The organism is Microbacterium sp. MTN4-26 (assembly GCF_042846595.1).
In the GTDB taxonomy this organism is placed as follows: Bacteria; Actinomycetota; Actinomycetes; order Actinomycetales; family Microbacteriaceae; genus Microbacterium; species Microbacterium luteum.
Map to the genome: position 1 here is coordinate 221608 of NZ_BTGO01000003.1, position 18958 is coordinate 240565.

Annotated in this window: 25 protein-coding genes, 1 tRNA gene and 1 other RNA gene; 18 read left to right on the plus strand and 9 right to left on the minus strand. The window is 69.2% G+C overall.

What is annotated here, in order from left to right; genetic code table 11:
- Nucleotides 1-8: 8 nt before the first annotated feature.
- A tRNA-Leu gene (locus tag ACGG9C_RS03900) sits at nucleotides 9-90 on the minus strand.
- Between the two features lie 58 nt (nucleotides 91-148).
- Nucleotides 149-361 carry a PLDc N-terminal domain-containing protein gene (locus ACGG9C_RS03905; RefSeq protein ID WP_071042985.1) on the minus strand — a complete coding sequence of 71 codons (213 nt, stop codon included), beginning with the start codon at nucleotides 359-361 and terminating at the stop codon, nucleotides 149-151.
- Between the two features lie 102 nt (nucleotides 362-463).
- Between ACGG9C_RS03905 and ACGG9C_RS03910 the strand changes: the two genes are divergently transcribed.
- From ACGG9C_RS03910 to ACGG9C_RS03940, 7 genes are read left to right on the plus strand one after another with little or no spacing between them, the layout of a single operon-like run.
- Nucleotides 464-1615, plus strand: coding sequence for a CpaF family protein (locus ACGG9C_RS03910; RefSeq protein ID WP_228480981.1), 1152 nt, complete (start codon nucleotides 464-466; stop codon nucleotides 1613-1615).
- The gene (locus ACGG9C_RS03915) at nucleotides 1612-2466 is read left to right on the plus strand and encodes a type II secretion system F family protein (RefSeq protein WP_071042988.1); all 855 of its coding nucleotides are present in this window, start codon (nucleotides 1612-1614) and stop codon (nucleotides 2464-2466) included. Before ACGG9C_RS03910 ends, ACGG9C_RS03915 begins: the two co-directional genes overlap by 4 nt.
- Nucleotides 2467-2471: 5 nt before the next feature.
- A complete protein-coding gene (locus ACGG9C_RS03920; protein WP_286716683.1) occupies nucleotides 2472-3392 on the plus strand; it encodes a type II secretion system F family protein in 921 nt (306 codons plus the stop codon).
- Between the two features lie 17 nt (nucleotides 3393-3409).
- Nucleotides 3410-3610: a hypothetical protein gene (locus ACGG9C_RS03925; RefSeq protein WP_071042990.1), complete on the plus strand. Its 201-nt coding sequence runs from the start codon at nucleotides 3410-3412 to the stop codon at nucleotides 3608-3610.
- 4 nt (nucleotides 3611-3614) lie between these two features.
- Nucleotides 3615-4025, plus strand: coding sequence for a TadE/TadG family type IV pilus assembly protein (locus ACGG9C_RS03930; RefSeq protein ID WP_228480982.1), 411 nt, complete (start codon nucleotides 3615-3617; stop codon nucleotides 4023-4025).
- Nucleotides 4000-4521, plus strand: coding sequence for a TadE/TadG family type IV pilus assembly protein (locus ACGG9C_RS03935; protein WP_194385009.1), 522 nt, complete (start codon nucleotides 4000-4002; stop codon nucleotides 4519-4521). Before ACGG9C_RS03930 ends, ACGG9C_RS03935 begins: the two co-directional genes overlap by 26 nt.
- Nucleotides 4518-4988, plus strand: coding sequence for a pilus assembly protein TadG-related protein (locus ACGG9C_RS03940; protein WP_194385010.1), 471 nt, complete (start codon nucleotides 4518-4520; stop codon nucleotides 4986-4988). Before ACGG9C_RS03935 ends, ACGG9C_RS03940 begins: the two co-directional genes overlap by 4 nt.
- A 69-nt stretch (nucleotides 4989-5057) precedes the next feature.
- On the opposite strand, the gene ACGG9C_RS03945 is transcribed toward ACGG9C_RS03940, so the two are convergent.
- From ACGG9C_RS03945 to ACGG9C_RS03960, 4 genes are all read right to left on the minus strand, one after another.
- Nucleotides 5058-5450, minus strand: coding sequence for a VOC family protein (locus tag ACGG9C_RS03945; RefSeq protein WP_272872950.1), 393 nt, complete (start codon nucleotides 5448-5450; stop codon nucleotides 5058-5060).
- A gap of 1 nt (nucleotide 5451) precedes the next feature.
- Nucleotides 5452-5730: a helix-turn-helix transcriptional regulator gene (locus tag ACGG9C_RS03950; protein ID WP_194385011.1), complete on the minus strand. Its 279-nt coding sequence runs from the start codon at nucleotides 5728-5730 to the stop codon at nucleotides 5452-5454.
- Nucleotides 5731-6006: 276 nt separating this feature from the next.
- Nucleotides 6007-6360, minus strand: a complete 354-nt coding sequence (locus tag ACGG9C_RS03955; RefSeq protein ID WP_228480983.1) for a hypothetical protein — start codon at nucleotides 6358-6360, stop codon at nucleotides 6007-6009.
- An 8-nt stretch (nucleotides 6361-6368) separates the two neighbouring features.
- Nucleotides 6369-7643 carry an MFS transporter gene (locus tag ACGG9C_RS03960; protein WP_194385013.1) on the minus strand — a complete coding sequence of 425 codons (1275 nt, stop codon included), beginning with the start codon at nucleotides 7641-7643 and terminating at the stop codon, nucleotides 6369-6371.
- Nucleotides 7644-7744: 101 nt separating this feature from the next.
- Between ACGG9C_RS03960 and prfB the strand changes: the two genes are divergently transcribed.
- From prfB to ssrA, 11 genes are all read left to right on the plus strand, one after another.
- A complete protein-coding gene (prfB, locus tag ACGG9C_RS03965; protein WP_194385014.1) occupies nucleotides 7745-8857 on the plus strand; it encodes a peptide chain release factor 2 in 1113 nt (370 codons plus the stop codon).
- A 60-nt stretch (nucleotides 8858-8917) separates the two neighbouring features.
- Complete coding sequence (locus ACGG9C_RS03970; protein ID WP_194385015.1) at nucleotides 8918-9211, plus strand: DUF4287 domain-containing protein; 294 nt, start codon at nucleotides 8918-8920, stop codon at nucleotides 9209-9211.
- 103 nt (nucleotides 9212-9314) lie between these two features.
- Entirely contained in the window at nucleotides 9315-10442 is a 1128-nt protein-coding gene (ftsE, locus tag ACGG9C_RS03975) for a cell division ATP-binding protein FtsE (protein WP_194385016.1), read from the plus strand.
- Nucleotides 10439-11356: a permease-like cell division protein FtsX gene (ftsX, locus tag ACGG9C_RS03980; protein ID WP_071043013.1), complete on the plus strand. Its 918-nt coding sequence runs from the start codon at nucleotides 10439-10441 to the stop codon at nucleotides 11354-11356. The genes ftsE and ftsX overlap by 4 nt, the downstream gene beginning before the upstream one ends.
- 81 nt (nucleotides 11357-11437) lie before the next feature.
- Nucleotides 11438-11914 carry an SsrA-binding protein SmpB gene (smpB, locus tag ACGG9C_RS03985; protein WP_071043015.1) on the plus strand — a complete coding sequence of 159 codons (477 nt, stop codon included), beginning with the start codon at nucleotides 11438-11440 and terminating at the stop codon, nucleotides 11912-11914.
- A 94-nt stretch (nucleotides 11915-12008) separates the two neighbouring features.
- A complete protein-coding gene (locus ACGG9C_RS03990) occupies nucleotides 12009-12158 on the plus strand; it encodes a hypothetical protein (RefSeq protein WP_176759355.1) in 150 nt (49 codons plus the stop codon).
- A 121-nt stretch (nucleotides 12159-12279) separates the two neighbouring features.
- On the plus strand, nucleotides 12280-13104 hold the full coding sequence (locus ACGG9C_RS03995) for a DUF4397 domain-containing protein (protein WP_071043017.1): 825 nt from the start codon (nucleotides 12280-12282) through the stop codon (nucleotides 13102-13104).
- An 8-nt stretch (nucleotides 13105-13112) separates the two neighbouring features.
- Nucleotides 13113-13751, plus strand: coding sequence for a class F sortase (locus tag ACGG9C_RS04000; RefSeq protein ID WP_194385017.1), 639 nt, complete (start codon nucleotides 13113-13115; stop codon nucleotides 13749-13751).
- Nucleotides 13752-13764: 13 nt separating this feature from the next.
- Nucleotides 13765-14340 (plus strand): RNA polymerase sigma factor, encoded by a 576-nt coding sequence (locus ACGG9C_RS04005; protein ID WP_228480984.1) that lies wholly within the window; start codon nucleotides 13765-13767, stop codon nucleotides 14338-14340.
- On the plus strand, nucleotides 14327-15103 hold the full coding sequence (locus ACGG9C_RS04010; RefSeq protein WP_194385018.1) for an anti-sigma factor: 777 nt from the start codon (nucleotides 14327-14329) through the stop codon (nucleotides 15101-15103). The genes ACGG9C_RS04005 and ACGG9C_RS04010 overlap by 14 nt, the downstream gene beginning before the upstream one ends.
- Nucleotides 15104-15219: 116 nt before the next feature.
- Nucleotides 15220-15589: a transfer-messenger RNA gene (ssrA, locus tag ACGG9C_RS04015) on the plus strand.
- A 213-nt stretch (nucleotides 15590-15802) separates the two neighbouring features.
- On the opposite strand, the gene ACGG9C_RS04020 is transcribed toward ssrA, so the two are convergent.
- The 3 genes from ACGG9C_RS04020 to ACGG9C_RS04030 form a co-directional block, all read right to left on the minus strand.
- A complete protein-coding gene (locus ACGG9C_RS04020; RefSeq protein WP_194385019.1) occupies nucleotides 15803-16969 on the minus strand; it encodes a tyrosine-type recombinase/integrase in 1167 nt (388 codons plus the stop codon).
- 233 nt (nucleotides 16970-17202) lie between these two features.
- Nucleotides 17203-18483, minus strand: coding sequence for an MFS transporter (locus ACGG9C_RS04025; protein ID WP_194385020.1), 1281 nt, complete (start codon nucleotides 18481-18483; stop codon nucleotides 17203-17205).
- 202 nt (nucleotides 18484-18685) lie between these two features.
- On the minus strand, nucleotides 18686-18955 hold the full coding sequence (locus ACGG9C_RS04030; RefSeq protein ID WP_194385021.1) for a hypothetical protein: 270 nt from the start codon (nucleotides 18953-18955) through the stop codon (nucleotides 18686-18688).
- Nucleotides 18956-18958: the final 3 nt, after the last annotated feature.

The window sequence follows — 18958 nt, forward strand, 5'->3', positions numbered from 1 at the left end:
TCATCGCGTGCGGAAGGTGGGACTTGAACCCACACGCCCGAGGGCACAGGAACCTAAATCCTGCGTGTCTGCCGATTTCACCACTCCCGCGAAGTGGGTCAAGTCTACTGACCGCGGTGAACGTCTTCTGTGGGGGTTTCCCCCGGGTTCAGCGCCGGATGCCGACCAGGAAGTAGGCGGCCGGACCGATCCAGTTGACGAGGATCACCGGTACCCACATCGGCTTCGACCCGACGACGTCGCGGTGATCGCGGTGCGCGAGGTCCCAGAAGGCGAGGAAGGCGAACGCGACCTGCACGACGCCGACGACGCCGAGGCCGAGCTTCGAGACGGGGGAGAGGTTCTTCGTGGCGGTTCCCATGGTGATCCTTTCGCAATCGTCTCCATTCTCGCGCGCCCGCTCGCATGGCGCACCTGTGGATAACGAACACGGCCCCGCGCCCGGACTTGCGAGGATTCCCGGGTGACCCTGACCGCCGATCCTGCCGTGTCGGTGGCCGAGCGTGTGCGCGAGCGGTTGCGGCGCGAGGCCGCCGACCCATCGCGTGAACCGGACCGGGCGGCGCAGATCGCCCGCTCCGAGGTGCGACGCCACAACGACTTCGCTCTCGCCCGCGGGCTTCGCCCGGTCGATGACGAGGCTACGTGCGTGCGGCAGGTGCTCGCGACGGTGTCGGGGTTCGGCGCGCTCCAGGTCTACCTCGACGATCCGAGTGTGGAGGAGCTGTGGATCAACGCGCCGGACCGCATCTTCGTGGCTCGCGCGGGCGTGGCCGAACGGGTGCCTCTCACCCTCACCGACGTCGCCGTGCGCGATCTTATCGAGCGGATGCTGCACTCGACCGGTCGCCGGGTCGATCTCTCGCAGCCGTTCGTGGACGCGTCGCTTCCGGACGGCTCCCGGCTGCACGTCGTCATCCCCGACATCACGCGTCGTCACTGGGCGGTGAACATCCGGAAGTTCTCTCCCAGCCTGCGCGACCTGCGGGAGCTCGTGCGGACCGGGTCGCTCGCCCCGGAGGCGGCGGAGATCCTGTTCGACGGGGTCCGCACCGGTCGGAGCATCGTCGTGTCGGGTGCGACCCACGCGGGCAAGACGACGCTCCTCGGAGCGATCATCGCCGCCTGCACGCCGGAGACGCGCGTGGTGACCGTGGAGGAGACGTTCGAGCTGGCGGTCGAAGCCCCCGACATCGTGTCGCTGCAGGGCCGGCAGCCGAGCTTGGAGGGCAGCGGTGAGGTGAGCCTGCGACGCCTTGTGAAGGAGGCGCTCCGCATGCGGCCGGATCGCCTCGTGGTCGGCGAAGTGCGCGACGCGGAGGCGCTGGATCTCGTGTTGGCGCTGAACACGGGCGTGCCCGGCGCCGCGACCATTCACGCGAACTCGGCACGCGAGGCGCTGACCAAGCTGGCCGCCCTCCCGCTCTTGGCCGGTCGCAACATCGACGCCGGATTCATCCAGCCGGCCGTGGCCTCGTCGGTGCACCTCGTGGCGCACTGCCGTCGAGAGCCTGACGGCCGGCGTCGCGTGGTGGAGATCGTCGCCCCCACCGGCGTGGACGGCGGCGGCATCGCGGCGAAGACGCTGTATCGCGCTGAGGGTGTGTCGCCGTGACCTGGATCTGGGGTGCGACCCTGGCAGCCGGCATCCTGCTGGCGATCTCCCCCTGGGTCTGGCCGGAGCGACCGAAGCCGCCGGCGGCGGTGACCGGGGGCGTGTCCTCGTTGCTCGAAGGAGCGGGCCTCGCGCGGGTGGCGCCCACGAGCGTCGTCGCCGTCGGCGGGCTGTGCGCCCTGGTCGCGGGTGCACTCGCGTGGCTGATCACCCAGGTCGCCGCGCTCGCCGTGGTGGCCGGCGTCGCCGCCGCCTTCGCTCCCGTCGCCTGGCTGCGGTCGCGGCGCACGCGGTTGCGCCGCACTCGTCGCGGTCTCTGGCCCGATGTGTGCGATCTGCTGATCGCGTCGGTGCGGGCGGGGATGTCGCTTCCGGACGCGGTCGCGGCGCTCGCGGACTCAGCGCCGGCATCGCTGCGCCCGGCTTTCGCCGTCTTCGCGCGCGACATCGCCGCCTCCGGCCACTTCGACTCCGCCGCCGCTCACCTGAAGCAGAACCTCGGAGATCCCGTCGCCGACCGCATCATCGAGACGCTCCGCATGGCGCGTCAGGTGGGAGGGACGGAGCTCACGACGGTCCTGCGGGCGCTGTCGTCATCGGTGCGCGCTGACGCCGCCCTGCGGGCGGAGGTCGAGGCGCGTCAGTCGTGGGTGCGCGGTGCCGCCGTCCTCGGTGTGACGGCGCCGTGGGTCATCCTCGGTCTTCTCGCGCTGCGGCCCGAGGGCGCGCAGGCGTACGGCAGCCCGGAGGGCGTGGTGCTCATCGTCGTCGGTGCGGTCATGTCCGTCGTGGCCTACCGGGTCATGATCCGGCTGGGCCGTCTTCCCGAGCCGCGGCGGTGGTTCGCGTGACGGGCGTGACGGAACTGGCGCTTGCGATCGTGCTGGGCACGGCCTTCGGGCTCGGCGCATGCTTCGTGCTCGCGCGGGCTCCGCGCATCGGGGCGCCGAGCCTGTCGCGCCGGATCGCCCCGTACGTGCGCGACGTCGTGGACCCGCGCGGTGTCGTCGTCGACGGGGGCGGCCTTCCCGCGTGGGACGCCGGCACGATCGGACGACGCCTCGCGGACGCGCTCGGTCGCGTGGTGGGCTCGTCGGAGGCGATCGAGCGGCGCCTGCGGCAGGCGGGGTGGCGCGTCGACGTCACCACGTTCCGGGCGAGGCAGCTCGGCGGTGCCCTCGCCGGCTTCGCGGCCGGCGGTGTGTTCGCGGTGGCGCTCGTTCTGCTCGGACGCGGGGGAGCCGCATCCCTTCTGCTGCCGGTCGTCGGTGGGGCGATCGCCTACTTCGGGTGCGACGTGTGGCTGTCGCGGGCGGCGTCCGCCCGACTGTCGCGCATCAGCGAAGAAGTGCCGACGGTCTTGGAGTTCCTCGCGCTGTGCCTCTCGGCGGGCGAAGGGATGCTCGACTCGCTGCGTCGCGTGTCGTCGGTGGGCGCCGGCGAGCTGACGGCCGAGATCCGGACCGCGGTGGTGGAGGTGGGCACGGGGTCGTCGCTGGCGGATTCCCTCGCGGCGATGGCGCATCGGCTCGAGCTTCCCGCGCTCACACGCAGCGTCGATCAGATCGTCGCGGCCATCGACCGTGGTGCGCCGCTCGCCGACGTGCTCCACGCTCAGGCCGCCGACGCCCGCGAAGACGCCAAGCGCGCGCTCATCGAGAGTGCGGGACGCAAGGAGATCGCGATGTTGGTGCCCCTCGTCTTCATGATCCTGCCGCTGAGCGTTCTGTTCGCGGTCTTCCCCGGGATCCTCATGCTGCGGCTGGGGGTCGGATGACACAGAAGGAGAATCGGATGTTGCGAATCTGGAGCCGCTTCGAGGTCGCCGTGCGTACGCGCATTGCCGACGCCCTGGAGGACGAGACCGGTGACGTGCCCGGCTGGGTGCTGATCACGCTCATGACGGCCGGGCTCGTCGTGGTGATCTGGGCGCTCGCGGGTCCGGCGCTGGCCGGTCTGTTCGAGCAGGCGATCAACCGCGTGTCGGGTCTCTGACCCGGTGACGAGGCTCCGCAGGCGCATCGCGGCCGCCCTCGCGGATGACACGGGTTCGGCGCCGGTCGAGTTCGTGCTCGTCGGCGTGCTCCTGACCGCCCTCACGCTGGCCGTGCTGCAACTCGGCGTCGGACTGTACGTGCGCAACGTCGTCCACGACGCCGCCGCCGAGGGCGCGCACCGCGCGGCGCTCGCCGATACGACGCTGGGCGAGGGCGCTGCGCGCACGCGTGAGATCGTCTCGCGAACGGTCGGGGCGGAGTACGCCGCCGACGTCGATGTCACGCAGACCTCCCATCTCGGACACCCGGCGGTTGCGGTGACCGTGCGCGCGACGCTGCCGCTGGCGGGTCTGTTCGGCCTGCCCCACGGGATGGAGGTGACCGCGCATGCGCCCCTGGAGAGCTTCGACTGAGCCGCGGTCCACGGCGACGCCCGCAACGGCTCTCAGGTGGCTGCACGCGAGGGCGACGCGTGTCGTCGCGGACGATGCCGGCTCGGCGGCGCTGGAGTTCATCGTGGTCGGTCTGCTGATGCTCGTGCCGCTGATCTACCTGGTGATCACGTTGTCGCTCGTTCAGCATCAGTCGCTCGGCACCGAGGCCGCTGCGCGTCATATCGCGCGAGCGATCTCGACGGCCGAGGATGCCGGCGCCGCGGCCGGTCGGGTCGAGCGGGTGCTGGCATCGGTCGTCGACGAGTACGGCATCGATCCGGCCGCGGTGCGCGTCGAGGTCGGATGTCGCCCGGCCGGTGACTGTCCGCAAGCCGGCGCCCTGGTGGTGGTCACCGTGTCGGCGACCGTCGCGCTTCCGCTCGTTCCCGATGTGCTTGGGCTGGATCGCCTCGCCAGCGTGCCGGTCGAGGCCACCTCCGCGCAGAAGGTGTCGCGAACGTGGAGTGCGGGATGAGTCGCGCATCGTGTGAGGTCACGAAGCCTCGTGGGGGAGGGTCGGCTCGATGGCGCCGCGCAGCCGCGGGCGAGGAGGGCAGCATCCTGCCGCTCACCCTCGGCTACGTCGTCCTCGCCCTCGTCTTGGTGCTCGTGTGCGTCGACGCGACGAGCCTCTACCTCGCGCAGAAGCGCGTGGACGCGCTCGCCGACGGTGCCGCACTCGCGGGCGCCGACGGGTTCGTCTTCACCACCGTCGGGGGCGAGCCGACCGCGCGGCTGACCGATGCTGCGGTCGCTGAGCAGGCGTCCACGTTCCTCGGGGCGCTCGGCTCCGACGCGGCGATCGTGTCGGCGGGCTCACCCGACGGGGTATCCTCGCGAGTCACTGTCGCCGGTGTCTGGCATCCACCCGTCGTGACCCTGTTCGTCCCGGACGGAGTGCGTCTGGAGTCGACAGCGACCAGTCGCACCGTGCTCCGCTGACAAGCGAGTCGATGACGGGCCGGCGTGGGTGTGGCGGTGTGCGCCGTGTGCGGTCAGGCGAGGCTGCGGTCAGGCGGGACTTGTGAGCTGGATGAGGTTTCCGCACGTGTCGTCGAGCACGGCGGTGACGACCGGCCCCATCGCCACCGGCGCCTGCGTGAACGTCACCCCTCGCCCCGACAGCGCCGTGTGGCTCTCCCTGACGTCGTCGACGGTGAACGAAGCGGCCGGGATCCCGTCGGCCACGAGCGCCGCGCTGTACGTGCGCGCAGCCGGGTGTGCGTCAGGCTCGAGCAGAAGCTCGGGCCCCGACGGATCATCCGGGCTCACGACGGTGAGCCACCGGTGCTCGCCGAGGGGGATGTCGTTCTTCGCGACGAAACCGAGCACACCCGTGTAGAAGGCGAGGGCCTTCGACTGGTCGTCGACGAACACGCTGGTGAGGTTGATGCGGATGCTCATGTCAATCCTTCGCTGGTATCGGCCACCGTTCCGTGATCTCACGGAACGGCTCGGTGTGGAGGTGGTGGATCTTGGTGCGCCCGACCCTCGCGGAACTCACCAGCCCGGCGGATTCGAGCACCGCCAGGTGCTGCGAGATCGCCTGACGGCTCGAGTTCACGCCATGAGTCATGGTGAGCCGGCTGCACAGTTCGAACAGGCTCTGCCCATCGGCACGCGCGAGTTCGTCGAGGAGGAGCCGGCGCGTCGGGTCCGCGATCGCCGCATAGATGTCGGCCACGCCGATCACAATAGGCAAGTGCTAGCTTGCCTGTCAAGGCGCTGATAACTCGCTCGCGCCGCTGTTGTGCATCAACTCAGGCTGGAAGCGGCGCGAGCTGCCGACACGCCTCTGGTGCGCGGCCCGATCCGGTGGCCAGCCTGAGTTGTGGCACGGCGGTGGCGGCAGACACAGCGGAGTGGTCCGGTACGGCGGCGGGAGCCGAGGCGGCGAGATGGCGGGAGTTGGAACGGCGGGAGCCGGGATGGCGGCACGGCGGGGCGTCAGGATCCGCGCTCACCAGCCGATGGTGTTGAACCAGTCACGTCGGCGGAGGGCCTCGGATGCCGGTTCGGCCGGATCGGAGGTGTCGTGCGCGGCGAGGGTGTCGTTCACGAGTGAGACGAACCGGAGGCAGACCGGGCAGAGGGCACGGCCGTGGGGCCATCCGTCGGCCAGAGGCGTGGCGGCCCGGCCCTGTGCGCCGGACCCGGCACAGCGGAGGGGGTCTGCCGCGGCACCGGCCCACAGGATCGCGCGGTGCCGGTGCAGACCGGGGTGATCCAGCGGCCGGGTGCATCGTCGCCCGCGATGGCGGCTGCGGCAGAAGTGCACGGTGCTGTGTGAGGACGCGCCCGTGCTGGACGGCACGTCGGAGCTCATCGCGACCTCGGCACGAATCGCGGCACCCACCGCACGAAGGCGCCGGCTCCGGCGAATGCGATCAGGCCGACGACGCCGACGGCGACCGGGAGGGATGCCGCTGCGGTGACCGCCGAGACGAGCAGAGGGCAGGCCGCGCCGCCGGCGTCGGTGAGCGTGCGCCACGACCCGAGGAACGGGGCGGGATCCGTCGGGGGAGCGACATCGGCACCGAGCGTGAGCAGGATGCCGCTGGACAGCCCGTTGCCGACACCGAGCACGGCGGCGAACATCGCGAACCACATCGCGGACTGCGCGCCGTCGTGGGTGACCGCGAGAGCGGCGAAACCGGCGCCCATCAGCACCATCGACGGAAGCGCCGCCCACAGACGCCCGAAACGGTCCATCACCTGACCGCTGGCGTAGAACAGGGCGAAGTCGATCGCGCCGGAGATGCCGACGACGAGGGCGATGGTCTGCGCGTCGAGCCCGATCGACACGCCCCACAGCGGCAGCACGACTTGCCGGGCCGATCGCACGGCGGAGAGGGACGCCGCCGCGAGTCCGAGCCGCGACAGCACGACGCGGTAGCGCCACATCGTCGCGAACACCCCCTGTCGCCCGCCGACCGGGATGGTCCCGGAGACGGGTTCGCCGGTGTCCTCGCGGTCGCCGTCTTCGTCGGTCCTCACCCGCGGGCGACCGCGCTCGGGCACTGCGGTCTCGGGATCGGGGCCGAACAGCACCAGCAGGATGGTCGCGATCAGGCACGCGCCGAAGAACCAGATGGCGGCATGCTCGTCCCCGAAGACAGCCAGCAGGCTCGCGGCGATGAACGGACCGACGAACATGCCGAGACGGAATGTCCCGCCCAGCAGCGACAGCGCGCGTGCCCGGAACGACAGCGGCACCCGTGTGGTCATGAACGAGTGGCGGGCGAGGCCGAAGGCGGCGGCGCAGAGTCCGATGACGAAGACGGATGCGGCGAAGACCGGCAGTACCGGGGCCAGGGCCATCGCCACGACTCCCGTGAGTCCGATGAGCCCCGCAGCGGCCATCGTGATCCGTTCTCCGAATCGCGCGACGGCGTAGCCGGCGGGGATGTTGCCGGCCAGTTGGCCGATGACGAGTGACGAGGCCACGAGCGCGCTCACCGCGACGTTCGCGCCGAGTTCTGCGGCGATGACGGGGATGAGCGGGATCACCGCTCCTTCACCGAGGGCGAACAGCAGTGTGGGGCCGTAGATCATCGGCGCGAAGCGCGTGAGGATGCGTCCCGCGGATTCGGCCATGGTGCTCCCGACGATACCGCGCCACGGGCGCGCCCTCGGGGGAGCGGTCCCACGAGCGCGGATCAGCGGCAGCTGGCCCGACGGCGGTAGGCTGGAGCGTCATGCTTGAACTCGATATGTCCGCCGACATCCAGGCCCTGCGCTCGACCTTCTCCGATATCAAGGCCGTCGTCGATGTCGACGCGCTCGAGAAGGAGATCGCCCGGCTCAGCGACGCCGCCGCCGCTCCCGATCTCTGGGACGATGTGGAGAACGCGCAGAAGGTCACCAGCGCTCTCAGCCACCGTCAGCACGAGCTCAAGCGCGTCACCGAGGTCGAGAAGCGCATCGACGACCTCGAGGTTCTCGTGGAGCTCGCTGTCGAGATGGACGACGAGGATTCCGCCGAGGAGGCACGTCACGAGCTCGCTGAACTCGAAGACGTCGTCAACCAGCTCGAAGTCCAGACGCTGCTGGACGGCGAGTACGACGAACGCGCCGCGGTCGTCACCATCCGATCCGGTGCCGGCGGCGACGACGCGACGGACTTCGCGGAGATGCTGCTGCGCATGTATCTGCGCTGGGCGGAGCGCCACGGCTACTCCACCAAGGTCATGGACACCTCCTACGCCGAAGGCGCCGGGATCAAGTCTGCGACGTTCGAGATCGACGCCCCCTACGCCTACGGAACGCTGTCCGTCGAGGCGGGAACGCACCGGCTCGCCCGCATCAGCCCCTTCGGTGCCGCCGACAAGCGGCAGACGAGCTTCGCCGCCGTCGAGGTCATTCCGGTGATGGAGGAGGCGCAGGAGGTCGACATCCCCGAGAACGACATCCGCGTCGACGTGTTCCGCTCCTCGGGGCCCGGCGGTCAGTCGGTCAACACGACCGACTCGGCGGTGCGGCTGACCCACCTCCCGACCGGCATCGTGGTCTCGATGCAGAACGAGAAGTCGCAGATCCAGAACCGCGCTGCGGCGATGCGGGTGCTGCAGACCCGCCTGATGCTGCTGCAGAAGGAGGAGGAAGCGGCGAAGAAGAAGGAGCTCGCGGGCACCATCACCGCCAGCTGGGGCGATCAGATGCGCTCCTACTTCCTCTACGGCCAGCAGCTCGTGAAAGACCTTCGCACCGGTCACGAGGTCGGGAACCCCGCGACGGTGTTCGACGGCGACCTCGACGGCTTCATCGCCGCGGGAATCCGGTGGCGCAAGCGCAAAGACGACGACGACTGATATCTCGGCCGCTTCGGCGGTATCCGCTAGCCTTCGCATGACCGCATCGGAGGAGTCACCATGTCGTTCCAGGCGTATCTCGACAACATCGAGGCCAAGACCGGTGTCACGCCGCGAGAGTTCATCGTGAGGGCGACCGAGAGGGGCTTCGGACCGGAGACCAAGGCGGCCCCGATCCTCGCCTGGCTGAAGGACGAGTACGGCCTCGGCCGCGGACACGGCATGGCGCTCGTGCATGTGATCACGAAGGGCGAGCGCATCGATGCGAAGCACGTCGGCACAGACGGTTCGCACCGCGACGCGGTCGACACGCTCTGGCTCGACGGTGCGGCCTCGAATCCACATCCGGGGTGATGGCCGGTGATCGTGACCCCGTTCCTGTTTATTCGTTATGTGACGGGCGAGCCAGGGTGTCGCTGAGGGTGTGACGGATGCGCTCGCCTAGGCTCGTCTCGCCATGATCCGGTTCGAGAACGTCACCAAGCGCTATCGCGGCACCAAGAGCCCCGCGCTCGACAACGTCGACTTCGAGGTGCTCCGCGGCGAGTTCGTCTTCCTCGTCGGCGCGTCGGGATCGGGGAAGTCGTCGTGTCTGCGCCTCATCCTGCGCGAGGAGGTGCCGAGCGACGGTCGCGTCGTCGTGCTCGGACGTGACCTGCGCACGCTGTCCAGTCGCAAGGTTCCCTACTTCCGCCGTCACGTCGGCGCCGTGTTCCAGGACTTCCGCCTGCTTCCGGGCAAGACCGTCTTCCAGAACGTCGCCTTCACCCTGCAGGTGATCGGCTCCTCCCGCGCCTTCATCCAGCAGGCGGTGCCGGAGGTGCTCGCCCTGGTGGGCCTGGCCGGCAAGGAGAAGCGGATGCCGCACGAGCTCTCGGGAGGAGAGCAGCAGCGCGTGGCCATCGCTCGCGCCCTGGTGAATCGTCCGCAGGTGCTGCTCGCGGACGAACCGACCGGAAACCTCGACCCCGGCACCTCGATCGACATCATGCGGCTGCTGGCCCGCATCAACGCCGGAGGGACGACGGTGGTCATGGCCACGCACGAAGCGAACTTCGTCGACCAGATGCAGCGCCGCGTGATCGAGTTGAAGAACGGTGCGATGGTTCGGGACGACAGTCACGGCGGCTACGGCGACACGTCGGGCCTGCCGACCCTCGCGCCCGAGCCGGTGCGCGGCGCGGCCGCGGTGGCGGCGCTCACCGAGGTCCTCGAGGTGCAGCGTGAGGCGGCGGCCTCCATCGCCCGCCGCGCGACCCCCGCCGCTGCGGATCCCTCGACACCGGTGGCTCCCGCTGCCGCGCCGGCGCCCGAGCCCGCTTCTGCGGCCGAGCCGGTGACGCCGGCCGTCGCCCCGGCGCGCCCTGCCGCATCCGTTCCCGAACCGCAGACGACCGGGGTCGCGCCCGTCGCCGAGACGCCGGCAGCCCCATCGGAGGCCGAACCGGGATCCGAGGAACGCCGGCACCGCACGCAGCCGGTGCCGGTCATCGACATCGCCGAGGTCGAGGTGGAGGAGCTGGGTGTCGCCGACCGCCTCGGTCTCGGCAAGGGCGATCAGGACGAAGTGGGGCCGACGTCGTGAGATTCCGTCTGGTCCTCGCCGAGGCTCTCGGCGGGCTGCGCCGCAACGCCTCGATGGTCGTGTCCGTGGTGCTGGTCACCTTCGTCTCACTGACCTTCGTCGGCGCGGCGATGCTCATGCAGATGCAGATCGGAACGATGCGCGATTATTGGGTCGATCGCGCCCAGGTCGCGGTGTACATGTGCACATCGGTCTCGCAGCAGACGGCCACCTGTGCCGACGGCGTCGCGACGGAGGACCAGGTCGCGCAGGTGGAGGAGACCCTCGACGGTCCCGCGCTGGCGCCTCTGATCCGCGATGTGCGCTTCGAGGACCAGGATGAAGCGTACGCGAACGCCTTGGAGCTCCTCGGCGAGGACTACGCGAACATCATCTCGCCCGAGCAGATGAACCAGACCTTCTGGATCAACCTCGTCGACCAGCGTCAGTCCGACGTGCTGATCGAGGCCTTCGCCGGCATGGACGGCGTCGAAGAGGTTGCGGATCAGCTGCAGTACCTCGACCCCCTCTTCTCCGCGCTGACCGTCGCGACCTACATCGCGGTCGGCATCGCGGTGCTCATGCTCGTCGCCGCGGTGCTGCTGATCGCGACGACCATCCGGCTGTCGGCGTATGCCCGACGACGAGAGCTCGGCATCATGCGCCTGGTGGGCGCGTCGAACCGGTTCATCCAGACGCCGTTCGTGTTGGAGGGCGTCTTCGCGGCGTTGCTGGGTTCCGTGCTCGCCAGCGGCGCCGTGCTCGCCGGAGTGCACTTCGGCGTCGAGGACTACCTGCGCGGGCGCGTGGAGTTCGTCACGACGTGGGTCGACGTCGGCGATGCCCTGCTGGTGGTGCCCGTTCTCATCGTGATCGGCGCCGTGCTCGCGGCCCTCTCGGCGAGCTTCGCGATCCGGCGCTGGCTGCGCGCCTGACCGCGCCCGAGCACGGCGTGAGACGCTTGCTAGACTGATGGGCTGCCGTCTCGAGCGGCATCCGTCATACGAGGAGTCATCATGGTCCGGGAACGCGGAGAGAAGGTCGTCGCGACCAACCGTCGCGCCCGCCACGACTACACCATCGAGAAGACCTACGAAGCGGGTCTGGTGCTCATGGGCACCGAGGTGAAGTCGCTGCGCGAGGGGCGCGCGAATCTCACCGACGGCTATGCCTTCATCGACAAGGGCGAGGCGTTCTTGGATGCGGTGAACATCCCGCAGTATTCGCAGGGCCACTGGACGAACCACTCCGCCAAGCGCACCCGCAAGCTGCTGCTGCACAAGGACGAGATCGAGCGTCTCGGCCACGCGGCGTCGGCCGGCGGCTACACCCTCGTGCCGCTGCGTCTGTACTTCAGCGACGGCCGCGCGAAGGTGGAGATCGCGATCGCCAAGGGTAAGGCGGAGTACGACAAACGTCAGACGCTGCGCGAACGTCAGGACAAGCGCGAGGCCGAGCGGGCCATGCGCACCCGCAACCGCCTCGGCGAGTGACCCGCTCGGGCTGACGGGTCGCCCCTCACGGGCGGGTCACAGGTTGGCGGCGAAGGTGGACGCGATGCCGACGGTCACGATAACGTGACCCGCGATGAAGACCTCCGCGCTGAAGATGCTGGTTGCCACCGTCGCGGTCGCGGTCGTCGCCGGCCTCGCCGCCGTCGCGTCGGCGACCGTGATCGCCCCGATGGTCGCCGGCACGACGTCGGATGAGGCCCCGTCGCTTCCCGCAACCAGATAATCGCCTCCGCCACGCCGGCGGCGAGCGAAATATCCGCCACCTGCATCCGAATCGCACACCCTCCCGGAACACATAGGCATGAGGCGGTGCCCAGCCGCCCGTGATTCCAAGGAGGACTATCGTGCGTAAGACCCTCGCAGCGGGTATCACCGCCGGAGCGATCGCCGCTTTCGGTCTGGCAGCCCCCGCGTACGCCATCTCGGACACCACCGCTGACCTGTCGGTGCTCCATGGCATCCCCGACACCCCCGTCGACGTCTACGTCAATGGCGAACTGACCCTCGACGACTTTCAGCCCGGCGACCTCGCCGGCCCGCTCGACCTCGCGGCGGGCGATTACGAAGTCGCTCTGACGGCGACCGATGCGGCCGACGCGAGCGACCCCATCCTCGGTCCCGTCAGCGTCACCCTCGAAGCCAACACGAGCTACACCGCGGTGGCCCACCTCACCGAGGGCGGCGAGCCGACGGTCACCCCGTATGTGAACGACATCTCCGAGACCGCTCCGGGAGAAGGCCGACTGACCGTACGCCACGACGCCGCGGCGCCCGCTGTGGATGTGCTCGTGGGAGGCACCGCGGTGATTGAGAACCTCGCGAACCCCGAGGAGGCGACCCTCGATCTCGCCGCGGGAACGATCGAGGCATCCGTCGCTGCGACCGGCACCACCGACCCGGTGATCGGACCGGCCGACGTCGCCGTCGAAGAAGGTGTGCTCACCATCGTCTACGCGTGGGGCAGCCTCGAGGACGACAACCTCGACCTCGCCGTGCAGACGATCGACGGGCTCCACTCGGCTCCCGACGGTGTTCCGTCCGGCTCCGGCGGCCAGCTGGCCGAGCGCGACGCGATGATGCAGACCCTCCTGATCGTCGGCGCTTTCGGTGTCGCTGCGGCGATCGCCACGTCGGCCGTGGTCGTCTCGCGCAAGCGGGCCGAGCGCTGAGAACCCGCATGATCCGCAAGGCGATCGCGACGGGCCTCGCCCCCGTCGCGATCGTTCTTGCCCTGGCCGGGTGCGGACAGGAGTCGGTCACCGAATCCCCCACGGTGACACCGGCACCTGTCCGCACTTCGGCGGCACCCGCACCGACGGCGTCGGTCGACGTGCCGGTCGCGGCGGCGACCCCCTCGCCGCCGCGGCGCGCGGTGCCTCCGACATCGGTCAGCATCGCGTCGATCGGGGTCGACGTGCCCGTGGTCGACGTCGGCGTCGAGGAGGGTGGGTTCATGGAGCTGCCCGAGGATCCCGCGATCGCCGGCTGGTACCGGTGGGGGTCCGATCCGACGAGTGAGACCGGCAACACGGTCATCTCGGCGCATGTGGATGCCCCCGGCTACCCGATCGGGCCGTTCAGTCGCCTTCGCGACCTCGGCGCAGGGGAGCGGATCGAAGTCGCGGACGCCGACGGAGTCGTGCATCCGTACGTTCTCGAGAGCGTCACCTACTACCCGAAGGCGGAGCTGCCCGTCAACGAGCTGTTCTCGCGGGAGGGAGAGGGAACACTGGTGCTCATCACCTGCGGCGGGGCGTTCGACTCCGCCACCGGCCGGTACCAGGACAATGTGGTGGCGATCGCCGCACCCGCCTGAGACGATCGAGGTGGTGACCCGAGAGGCAGGGGGTGGCGTTGTGGATCCCGACGAACGCGACCTGTGCGAGCGGTTCCGCAGAGGTGAGGACCGCGCGCTCGAAGAGGTCTACCGCCGCTGGTCGGCGGTCGTCTTCACCCTCGCGCTGCGCTCGCTCGGTGATCGAGGCGATGCGGAGGATGTCACCCAGAAGACCTTCGTCTCGGCCTGGACATCGCGGGAGAGATACGACCCCGACAAGGCGAAGCTGTCGACATGGCTGGTGACGATCTGCCGGCGGCGGATCGCCGACACGCATGAGGCGCGAGCGCGGGTGAGGCGGCTCCAGGAGGAGATGCAGCACTACACCGATCCCGACAGCCTGGTGGGGTCGGAGATCGACCTGGCCGACAGGCTCCTGCTGGCGGACGAACTGGACCGACTGGAACCGGACGCGCAGAAAGTCGTGAGGCTGGCGTTCTACGACGACCTCACGCACGACCAGATCTCCCATCGGCTGGACATGCCGTTGGGTACCGTGAAGAGCCATATCAGGCGAAGTCTGAAGCGACTGCGAGAACGACTGGAGGTGAGTCATGTCGCATCTTGATGCCGAGAGGCTGGCGCTGATCGCGCTGGGCGAAGACGCCGATCCCGATGAGTCGGCTCATCTGCAGGAGTGCAGCCTGTGCGCGACGGAGTTCACCGAGCTCAGCCGTGCCGTGCTGGTGGGACGCTCGACGCTCACCGTCGGCGACCTCGAGGCGCCGCCGGCTCGCGTGTGGGAGCGCATCGCCGCCGAGGTCGGAATGGCGGCCGCCTCGGCGCCCGACGTCGACACCGACAGCGCCACGATCGATGTGGCGCCCGCGGCGGACATCGTCGACGGCCCGGCGGCGTCGGATTCAGACGAGACGCCCGAACCGAAGCGGGGAACGCGACGCTGGACGAAGGTCGTCTTCGCGCTGGCCGCGTCGGTGGCCGCCGTTCTGGTCGTGGTCGGGGTCACCTCGATCCTCCGCCCGGCGCCCACGGAGCTTGCCGCGGCCGCTCTCGACGCGTTCCCGGGTCACCCTGGTGCTGCCGGCACCGCGGTCGTCGTCGAGGACCCGGATGGTGAGCGTCGGATCACGGTCGAACTCGACGCGGATGCCGCCGGCACCGACGCCTACCGCGAGGTGTGGCTGATCACCGCCGACGCGTCGGCGATCGTGAGCCTCGGTGTGCTAGAGGGATCGGAAGGCACCTTCGCGATTCCTGACGACGTCGATATCGACGAGTACGTGCTCGTGGACATCTCCGAGGAGCCTCTCGACGGTGATCCCACGCATTCGGGCGACTCGATCGTGCGCGGCGAGCTCGAATCGGTGTGACGTGCGGGAATGGCGGATGCCGCGCATCCGTTGTATTCTGATGTGCTCGGATTCCATCGGATCCGAGCTTGGCAACTCCACAGTGTGACAACGGTCCTTCGCACGAAGGAACGCACGGGGATGATCGGTTTCGACATCGTCTGCGTAACTGCGTGAAGCGGGCCGAGGATGCAGGGTTATCTCGTGAACGCCCCCTGCAAACCAATAACTGCCGATAAGAAGCAGTCTGACTTCGCCCTCGCTGCGTAAGCGAGCCCGATAGTCCGTCAGTCCGTGCGTGATCCCGTCACGGGTACTGGCGTCATCTAGGGATCTTGCTGCGTGACGGCGTCTGGACGTCACGCGGGACTCTTTCCAGGCTGGGCCCGTCGACTTAGGTGTCTGTGACAAAGGTCGGGGCCGAGCAGAACGTCTGCACAGACTGCGCCCGGAGAAGCCGCAGCGACCCAGCGATGGACGGGGGTTCGATTCCCCCCATCTCCACTGCCGCTGTCACGGAGTTGAAGCCCCGCGATCCCTTACGAGAGTAGGGATCGCGGGGCTTTTCTTCGCCCGTGGATGAGCGGCGCGATACCGAGTCGCCCACAAATCGCCCACAAGCTTCTGGCGCATATAGGTCGAAAAGCGTGTCCGAAAGCCGCTAGTTGCAGTTCATGCGCCGTCGGTCGTTGAGCGAGCGCAGCGAGACGAAACGCCCCGTCAGGTCTCCCAGAGCCGCGCGACGTTCGCGTTGAGCCCACCCTGATTCATCCGTTCGGCCACGTCGGCGAGGTCGTCGTCGAAGAGGTCGGCGTAGGTGTCGAGCGTCATCGCCGCCGACTTGTGTCCCAGCATCCGCTGCACGGCCTTGACGTTCGCACCCGACGAGATCGCGAGGCTCGCGGCGGTGTGACGCAGGTCGTGCGGAGTCAGCCGCTCGATGTCGGCGAGGTCGAGCGCCGTGGTGAACCACGAGTTCACGCCGTGCTGCGTCTTCGCGCGGCGCAGATGCTTGCCCTGCAGATCGGTGAAGACCAGATCGTCGGCGCGCTTGCCGCGACACAGCTGCTCCAGCGGCTCTTCCAGGAAGGCCGGGAATGGCACCAGCCGGCGCTCCCAGTTCTTCGGTGTGCCGAGCACGATCTTGCCTTCGACCTCGACCGCCGCTCGCTGCACCTGAATTCGGTGTCTCGGGAAGATGATGTCGCTCACGTGCATGCCGATCGCTTCGCTCCACCGGAGGCCGCAGTACGAGAGCAGAAGGATCAGCGTCCTATGCGTGTCGTTGTTGGTCGCCTCGGCGAGGCGAACGACCTCGCTGTGGGTCAGGTAGCGACGCGGCTTCTGGGACTGTTTCGGGGGCAGATTCTGAGCGCCGCGAGCGACGTTTCGAGGGATGCGTCCGTCGCGCACAGCTGTGTCAAGGATGCCGGCGAGCACGCCGAGCGCGCGATAGACGACGCTTGCAGACCGGGGGCTTGCGCCGGCCTTCGCGCTCTTCGTCCGCGTCGTCGTCGCGGTGCCCTCCGACAGCTCTCGGATCCACTGCTCCACGTGCGACGCGCGAATGTCTCCGATCCGAACGTCGCCCCAGCGGGGGAGGACATACACCCGCCACGACGTGTTCAAGGAGCTGAACGAGGAAGCCTTGAGTGCGTGCTTCTTGTTGCGCAGCCACTCGACGCCCAGCGCTCCGACAGTGATACGCGCCTCACCGGGGTCGGTATAGGAGCCGTTCGAGCGCGAGACCTCGGTGTGCGCGAGGTAGAGCTCGGCGTCCTTCTTGGTGCGGAAGCCCTTCTTCTCGACCTGCTTCTGCTGGTCATCGCGCCAGCGCACGCGGTAGCGCTTGCCCGCCGCGATCTCGTACGCCGTGATGCTTCCCATGGGTGACCTCGGGGTCAGGGTAGCGCCGACCGCGGACGCTGGCGGGTGCGCTCGAGCTGCACCAGCGTGTCTTGCGGACAACTGTCGGTATTTGCATGATGGGCGACCGGTGACCTCGGGTAGTGGCCCGGAAGAGGTGGGTGGGGTACGGCCAGGATGGTGCACGATTGAGGCTCCGTCGTGCGCGCTCGGATCGGCGTCGGAGAGGGCGCGTTGGGAGCACCGCAGAGGGCTCAGGTGGCCGATGCTCCGTTGCGGTGTTGTGTGGAGAGAGTCTCGTACATCCTCCCGGCGACGATCGCGGCGACGACCGCGGAGATCGCTGCGGCGACCCACAGTGCGGCCTGCAGGCTGAGGAGGTCGGCGACGATTCCGCCGATGACTGCGCCGACGGCGTAGCCGAGGTCCCGCCAGACGCGGTAGACGCCGACGGCGCGTGCGCGCCACGCGGGGTGCGCGACGTCGCCGACGACGGCGAGGAGGGTCGGGTAGACCATCGCCGTGCCCAGGCCGAGAAGGATCGTCCCGGTGGCCCAGGCGCCGAGCCCGCTGCCCGCGCCGATGATGATCAGGGCGATGGCCTGGAGGGCCATGCCGCCGGTGACGAGGTGCTTGCGGCCGATGCGGTCCGACAGGGCGCCGGTGAACAGCTGCCCGATGCCCCACACGCCCGGGTACAGCGCGAACAGGAGCGCGATCTGCGCGGTGGAGAGGTCGCGGGTGGCGAACAGCAGCGGAAACAGCCCCCATGAGAGGCCGAAGTTCAGGTTGTTCACGAGCCCGGCGGCGCTCGCGGAGGCGAGGGCGGGTTCGCGGATGCTCGCGAGGAACCAGATTCGCCGGTGCGTCAGGTCCGCGTCCTGGCGGGGCCGGCTGGTGGCGGGTGCGAGCTGTGCGGCCTCGGCGCGAGCGTGCCCGTGGGTCTCCCGGACGAAGATGCCCGTGATGATGAGCGCGAGGGCGGTGTAGGCGATGCCGAGCAGGAACGGTGCGGGACGCAGCCCGTACTCGCTGGCGAGGTACCCGGCCAGGAGGGAGGAGACGGCGACGGCGCCGTAGCCGGCGGCTTCGTTCAGTCCCATCGCGAGACCGCGCTGGCGGGGGCCGACGAGGTCGATCTTCATGACCACGGTCGTGGACCAGGTCAGGCCCTGGCTCACCCCGAGGAGCGCGTTCGCGGCGACGACCCATCCCCAGTCGGGTGCCCAGATCAGCATCAGCGGGACGGGCACTGCGACGAGCCACCCGGCCAGGAGCACCGGTTTGCGTCCGAATCTGTCCGAGAGGGTGCCGGCGAACCAGTTCGAGATCGCCTTGGTGACTCCGAACACGGCGACGTAGCTGAGCACCATGGTGTATCCGGTGATCCCGAACACGTCGCGCGCGAGCAACGGCAGGACGGTCTGCTCTTGACCGACCATGCCCCCGACGAGTGCGTTCACGGCGACGAGCAGCGCGAACTGCGGAGCGTTCTCCCGCAATCCGAGGCGCGGCGGCGGCGTAGCGGCGGTCATGCGATTCGTCGCGGCACTCGTCTGCCCGCGGGCTTCCCGCTGGGTGCTCGGCGCGCGGAGTCCGCCATGATGGGCGAGCAGTCAGCTGCGGAGCGGGATGCGGCGGGGGAGGCGCCTGTTGTGCGGGGAGGCTGGGCGTAGTCGAACAAGGGGGGCCTCGTGGGTTGCTTCTGAGGGGTGGTCTCGAGTCGCAGTCGGGTCGTCAGGACTGTTGCGACAGCGAGGTGGTGGCAAGCTCGCTGAGGACCTCGTCGGGGGTGATGTCGCCGCTGATCCGAACCCTGCGGCGTCCGGGTTCGTCGTGCAGTTCCACATTGGTGATGCGCGAGACGAAGGTGTCGCCGCACCCGCACGCGCCGACGTTGCACGAGGCCACGAACGCGTCCAGTACCTCCAGCGGTGTCTCACGGGGGAGGAGCAGGTCGACGCCTCCGTCGACGGTGAGAGCAGTCGGCGAGATCTGGGCGGTCATCGG